The sequence below is a fragment of the Undibacterium sp. Tian12W genome, from assembly GCF_049339405.1.
Taxonomy (GTDB): Bacteria; Pseudomonadota; Gammaproteobacteria; order Burkholderiales; family Burkholderiaceae_D; genus Undibacterium.
In genome coordinates this window covers 61,859-68,481 of the sequence record NZ_JBMPPK010000029.1, presented here as the reverse complement: position 1 = coordinate 68,481, position 6,623 = coordinate 61,859, and the positions used below count along the sequence as shown (strand labels likewise).

The following is a 6,623-nucleotide window of genomic DNA, read 5'->3' as shown; positions in this document are numbered from 1 at the left end:
TGGTCAGGGTGTAGGAACCGGTCTGGCCAGTCAAAGACAGTTTGCTTACATCAATGGTGTCGCCACCGGCGATGTTGACGGCAGAGACCGATAAAATGCCGGTGCTGGCATCGTAGGTGGAACTTAATATGCTTGGTGCGGCATTGGCTACTGTGATGCCGTTGCCAGTCAGGTCGGCGATGTTGCCGCCGGTGATGACGCTATCCCAGTCGTCGGCTGCGGCGAGGTTGTACGTTGTGGCGCTGCTTGCTGAAGAAGTGCCATTTTTATTCAACAAGGCATCAACGGCAGCGATGTCGGCACCGGCCAGGGTGAAGGTGAAACTGGTGGCACTGGTGACTTCGACGTTGCCAGTCGTGGACAAAGTACGCGTTGCGCCACCTTCGCCAGTAATCGTCAGCTTGGATATGGTGATGTCATTGGTCGCGCCTATCGTTTGAACCAGATTGGTGCCAGTGACGGTGAAGATGTGGGTGATGCCATCATAGGTTGCGGAAGTAATTGTTGGTGCGGTGACGTTGGATACGGTCACTGCATTACCAGTCAGGTCGGCACTGGACGTGATAGTGGCGTCCCAGGATGCAGCTGCTGCGAGGTTGAAGGTGGTGGTATCAACCGCTGCTGTGCCGTTGTTGTTCAGTATGCCGTTGATGGCGAGCTTGTCGGCGGCGTTAAGTGTCACCGAGAAAGCCGTGGCACTGCTGGCGGTGACGTTGGCGGTGGTCAGGGTGTAGGAACCGGCCTGGCCAGTCAAAGACAGCTTACTTACATCAATGGTGTCGCCAGTGACGATGTTGACGGCGGAGACAGACAGGATGCCGGTGCTGGCATCGTAGGTGGAACTCAAAATACTTGGTGCGGCATTTGAAACAGTGATGCCATTGCCAGTCAGGTCGGCGATATTACCGCCGGTGATGACGCTATCCCAGTCGTCGGCTGCGGCCAAATTGTACGTTGTGGAGCTACCGGCGGAAGACGTGCCGTTTTTATTGAGCAGGTTATCGACAGCGGCAATGTCGGCACCGGCCAGGGTGAAGGTGAAGCTGGTAGCGCTGGTGACTTCGACATTGCCAGTGGTGGACAAGGTGCGGGTGGCGCCGCCTTCGCCAGTGATGGTCAGCTTGGATATCGTGATGTCGTTGGTCGCGCCTATCGTTTGAACCAGGTTGGTGCCGGTGACGGTGAAGATGTGGGTGGTGCCGTCATACGTCGCGGATGTAATGGTTGGGGCGGTGACGTTGCCGACTGTGACGGCATTGCCAGTCAGATCTGCTGGTGTAGTGACTGTCGTGTCCCAGCTTGCTGCTGCGGCCAGATTGAATGTGGTGGTATCAACCGCTGTGGTACCGTTATTGTTCAATATGCCGTTGATGGCAAGTTTGTCAGCAGCATTCAAAGTGACCGAGAACGCAGTAGCACTGGTCGCAGTGACATTGGCCGTGGTCAGGGTATATGAACCCGCCTGACCAGTCAGGGACAGTTTGGAAACATCAATGGTATCGCCACTGGCGAGATTGGTACCAGTGACAGACAGGATGCCTGTGCTGGCATCGTATGTGGCTGAGGTAATAGCAGGAGGTACGATATTCGATACGGTAATGCCATTGCCTGCCAGGTCGGCGATATTGAGTGTTGCGTCAGCACCATTGGCCCAGTCATCTGCCGCAGCAAGGTTATAGGTCGTGCCACCTACTGATTGCGTACCATTGTTATTGAGCAGGGTGCGCAGGCCCAGTTTGTCGGTCGCAGACAGTATCAGCGTAAAACTGGTATCAGAACTGATTTCAACGTTGGCCGTGTCGGTCAGGGTATAAGTGCTGCCGCCTTGTCCTGTCAGCGTAAATTTGTTGGCAATGATATCGTTGGTGGCACCAGCGCGATGGGTAAAACCCGTGCCTGTGACCACCAGGTTGCCGGTAGTGGCATCATAAGTGGCGGAGGTGACGGTAGGCGCCGCGACCGTGGCTGTAATGCCATTGCCGGTCAGGTCGGCAATGACAACGGCTGCATCTGCGCCTGCTGCCCAGTCTTCTGCTGCCGCGACGTTGTAGCTAGTACCACCGGTGGAACTAGTGCCGTTTTTGTTGACAATCTGGTTGATACCTGACTTGTCAGTGGCGCTCAGTACCAGTGAAAAGCTGGTAGCCGATGTGATCTCTGCATTTGCCGTGTCCGTCAGGGTATAGGTGGCACCGCCTTCACCAGTCAGTGTGAATTTATTGGCGACGATGTCATTCGCTGCACCGTTCAGTATAGACAAGCCTGTGCCGGTAACGATAAGAACACCAGTACTGGAGTTATAGGTTGCCGAAGTGATGGTAGGGACGGCCGCATTGGATACCGTCACAGCGTTCGTCAAATCCTGGGTATTTCCACCAGTGATGGGGCCGTCCCAGCCAGTTGCAGCTGAGAGATTGTAAGTCGTGCCACCAGTAGAACTGGCGCCGTTCTTGTTGAAGAGGATATTGACGGCATTAATATCTGCACCAGCCAGGGTGAAACTGAACGTCGTGTCATTCGTGACTTCTACATTGCTGGTAGTAGAAATCGTGCGGGTGACGCCACCTTCGCCGGTAATGGTCAGTGTATTGATGGTGATATCGTTGGTGGCACCAACTATCTTGACCAGGCCAGTGCCTGTGACGGTGAATGTACCAGTGCTGGCATCATACGCGGCTGAAGTGATGGTCGGTGCAGTGACATTCGAGACCGTGATGGGATTACCAGCCACATCGGAAGGGGAAGAAGCAGTGACGTCCCAGTTGGTCGCTGCTGCCACGAAATAGGTGGTACCACTGACCGCGTTTGTCCCATTCTTGTTCAGCAGGCCATTCACATTTATTTTGTCGTTAGCATTCAGCGTGACAGAAAATGCAGTGCTGCTGCTGGCCGTGACGTTGGCCGTGGTCAAGCCATAAAAGTTGCCGTTTTGCCCAAACAGTGTCAATTTGCTGATATCTATCGTGCCGCCATTGGTGATATTGGCACCAGTGACAGAGAGAACGCCAGTGCTGGCATCGTATGTGGCACTCGTGAGTATCGGTGGCGCATTGGATACAGTGATGGCATTTGTCGCATCTGAAATATCACCACCGGTGATGGCGCTATTCCAGTCATCTGCTGCAGCCAGGTTGTAGGTAGTACTACCGCTGGAACTACTGCCATTCTTATCGAGTAGTGCTCTGACTGCAGCAATATCGGCACCTGCCAGTGTGAGCGTGAAACTGGTGGCACTGGTGATTTCCACATTGCCAGTGGTAGTCAGGGTACGAGTAACACCGCCCTGGCCCGTTATGGTCAGGGTAGAGACGGTGACGTCATTATTGGCACCGCTGACACTGACCAGATTGGTGCCAGTGACGACAAATGTATTCGTGGTGTAATTATAGGTAGCCGAGGTAATTGTTGGGGCGTTGACGTTTGATACAGTAACGCCATTGCCTGTGGTATCGGCGGCAGAATTGGCTGTTGAATCCCAGCCAGTTGCACCTGCGATGTTGAAGGTCGTGCCACCAGCAGCGCTGGTACCGGTTTTGTTCAATAAACCATTGATTGCCAGTTTGTCCGTTGCACTCAAGGTCAGTGTGAACGCGGTGGCACTCGTCGCAGTGGTATTGGCGGTGTCGGTCAGCGTGTAAGTTGAACCACCTTGACCAGTCAGCGTAAATTTGTTGGCAACGATGGTATCGCCAGCAACCATGGTTGTGCCTGTAACTGCCAGTACGCCGGTACTTGCATCGTAGGTGGCGCTGGTGATGGCGGTAGGTGGCTGGATGTTGGCAAGAACAATGTCGTCGAAACCAGCATAACGCACCTTGTTACCGTTCGAGGTCGCTGTCATGATAATTTTAGTAACGCCGGTCATGCCACTAAAATTGAGAGTCGTTGTCGTGCCGCTAGCGCCGGTAATTGACTTATTGTTTGTCGCAACCAGGGTATTGTTCGCGTTATAGCCTTTGAAGACAAAGTCCTGAGAAAGGCTTTGGGTAATTAATACTATAGAGCTTGCGTCAAACTGTTGGCCAGTTTGAAAAGAAAAAGTAATAGAAGTTTCGGTACCGGCATCGTAGTAGTCGGTTGTGATGTAGCCGCCAGGGTCTCTGGAAATATCTTTTACTGTGCCGTCAATCTTGAATAAATAGGATGAATTATTGTTTACCTGATAGATGACGTCGTTCACGCCACTTGAAGCGCCGCCTGCAACACCGCCTGCGCTCCCTGGAGCGTTGAAGTTTGCTGCGGTATTAAAATTCAGCGTTGCCGAAGCAATGTTTAGTACATTGTGATACAACGCCTGCAGTTGTGGATTCCCGACAGAGCTTGTTTCAATGCTGCCGCTGTTGACCTCAAGATTCCAGTTGGCATTAAATGGCTTACCACCGGTCAAGTCATTGGATGCTGCGATGTCCGCACCGGTGATGACGGCCAATTGGTCGATGAAAGCTTTCCCTTGATTTGCCCCAATGTCACAGCCGTATAGAAGGATGTCGCCATCCTTGCTTAGAGAGTCCCCGATGGTTTTCAGTTCTGTCGCATGACTGCTCAGGGTGGATTGATCAAGTATCAGCCCCCCCAGATTGACCGAAGCTTCCTTGCCATGAGAGATCAAATGCAAGGCATCGATATCTTTGCGGCCAGCGAGAATGTCAGCCATTTGCGCAAGACCATCCTTGCTTGAATCAAGGATATGAACTTCCCGGCCATCGCCTATGCCTTTGAGCAGTGTATCTATGTCGCGCACATTGTCTTCGATAAAGACAATTTCTACGCGCCCCGACACTGGTGGGGCAGAAGGTGCACTGGAATTGACTGGTGCTGCCAGAATTGCCAGGGCCGAAGCATCAAATTTCGGTGCTTCCTGTGGTCCAACTATGCCTGTGTTAATGCTCAGAATATCGAAGTCAGTTTGTTTATTGATGATGGAGTTGTTCATGATTCGTTTTCTTTCACATTTAACTTGGGAGCAATGACGTTTGCTGCACTACCGCTGGGGTCAGACCAGAAAGTCAGTTTCGAGTATTTGTCAAATAAATCGGGGGGGATGATAGTGCGTCGTTCAGTAAATTCAACTTTGGGCTTTACCTTGTGCAAGCCTGATGCACCCAGTTGCAAGTCAAAATCCGGAGCGTCGTATTCCAGGGTTTCAAAGTCATGCTGGAAATAAGGTTCATTAATAAACTGGTATAGCAGTTGCATGACTTTTTCTGGCGCCTGTGCCAGCAAATCATAGTCAATCACCAGCAGAGATTTTGCATGTTCACCATAAAATGCTTCGCGCAAACCTGCCCAGGAATAACCAACCATCTGATCATGCTGTGTCAGACCTTCGCAACGCTGGTACACGGTAGTACGTGACATGCTGCTGCCAAACAGTTTGCTGTTTTCATAGGGATTGTTGCGGAATTGACGCTCTATGCTATCCATGACCCAGGCCACATTGCGTACGCAGGCAATCATTTTGGAATTCGGGAACAAGTCCTTCAGCAGTGGCAGCTTGGTGCTCCACATGCGGTTGGTATCAAAGATGACTTCCTTGTCCAGCTCATTCTTGTAATAGGAATCGAAAAGACCGCGCATGAGGTCTTTTCTTTGCGTCTGATTCACCAGGCTGGATACCTCACTCCCGGCGCTCACTTGTGTCAGTACCGCATTGACCAGCGCACCTACGGCGCTGCTCATGCCCGCCTGGAAGCGTGGATTTTGACGCAGAATAGCTGCCAGCAAGGTCGAACCCGAGCGAGGCAGTCCAGAGATGAAGTGGTATTTTGCTTGTTCCATGAATTTCAAATTTTTAAAAATGCGGCAAGTTGGCTGATTGCTGTAGCTATCTGAACCTGATCAGTATCTATGACGCATTCCGCAGACGTGGGTGCCTCATAAGGTGCGGAAATGCCTGTCAATTGCAGCGTTGGATTTTGTTTCGCTTTGGCATACCAACCCTTGGGGTCGCGCTGCTGGCAAATATGTAAAGGTGTGGAGATATAGGTTTCGACAAATTTGTCATGACCGATGATGCCACGCGCCAGAGCCCGGCCACGCATGCTGGGAGAAACCAGGGCGACGATGGCAGAGATACCGTTAAGATTGAGCAGGCGGGCCATTTCAGCCGTCCGGCGGCCTTGCTCTTCGCGGTCAGCGAGGCTGAAGCCCAGATCCTTGGACAGACCCTGTCTTATTTCATCACCATCAAGCACGCAAACCGGGATGGATAGCTCGCGCAGATGCTGCGCCAGGTTTTGCGCAAGTGTCGTTTTACCCGCACCGGGCAGGCCACTGAGCCACCAGGTTTTGACTTTGTTTGCAGCAGGTTCTTCACTGCTTTCTGTTTGATTACTTCCAGGCATCCGCACACCACCGATAAGCTAAAAAAATCGGGACTAAGCAGACACCCGATACGTAACAAATCAGAAATCAAGGACTTGATTCAGGGGCATTGCGACAAGACTGCTCGCCGTCATCCAGTTTTGATAGCCGATATTTCTGACTTGCAATTTATCTTGCTGAATCAAGAAGATAAATTATTCAATGTTAAAAAATTAACTGCAATACTAACATTGAAAACTTTTTTTGCGTGTAAATGTAACAAAAAACTGCCAATTAATTAAGCAATTTAGATGAAAAAT

At 51.5% G+C, this 6,623-nt stretch carries 3 protein-coding genes; all 3 read right to left on the bottom strand.

Annotation, left to right across the window (positions count from 1 at the left end):
- The coding region (locus tag ACO0LI_RS27520) for a DUF4347 domain-containing protein (protein ID WP_423036727.1) at positions 1–4,933 on the bottom strand (4,933 nt) is incomplete at its 3' end.
- Positions 4,930–5,778 carry a sulfotransferase family protein gene (locus ACO0LI_RS27515; protein ID WP_422953523.1) on the bottom strand — a complete coding sequence of 283 codons (849 nt, stop codon included), beginning with the start codon at positions 5,776–5,778 and terminating at the stop codon, positions 4,930–4,932. The genes ACO0LI_RS27515 and ACO0LI_RS27520, both read right to left, overlap by 4 nt.
- 5 nt (positions 5,779–5,783) lie before the next feature.
- Complete coding sequence (gene cysC, locus ACO0LI_RS27510; protein ID WP_422953524.1) at positions 5,784–6,344, bottom strand: adenylyl-sulfate kinase; 561 nt, start codon at positions 6,342–6,344, stop codon at positions 5,784–5,786.
- Positions 6,345–6,623: the final 279 nt, after the last annotated feature.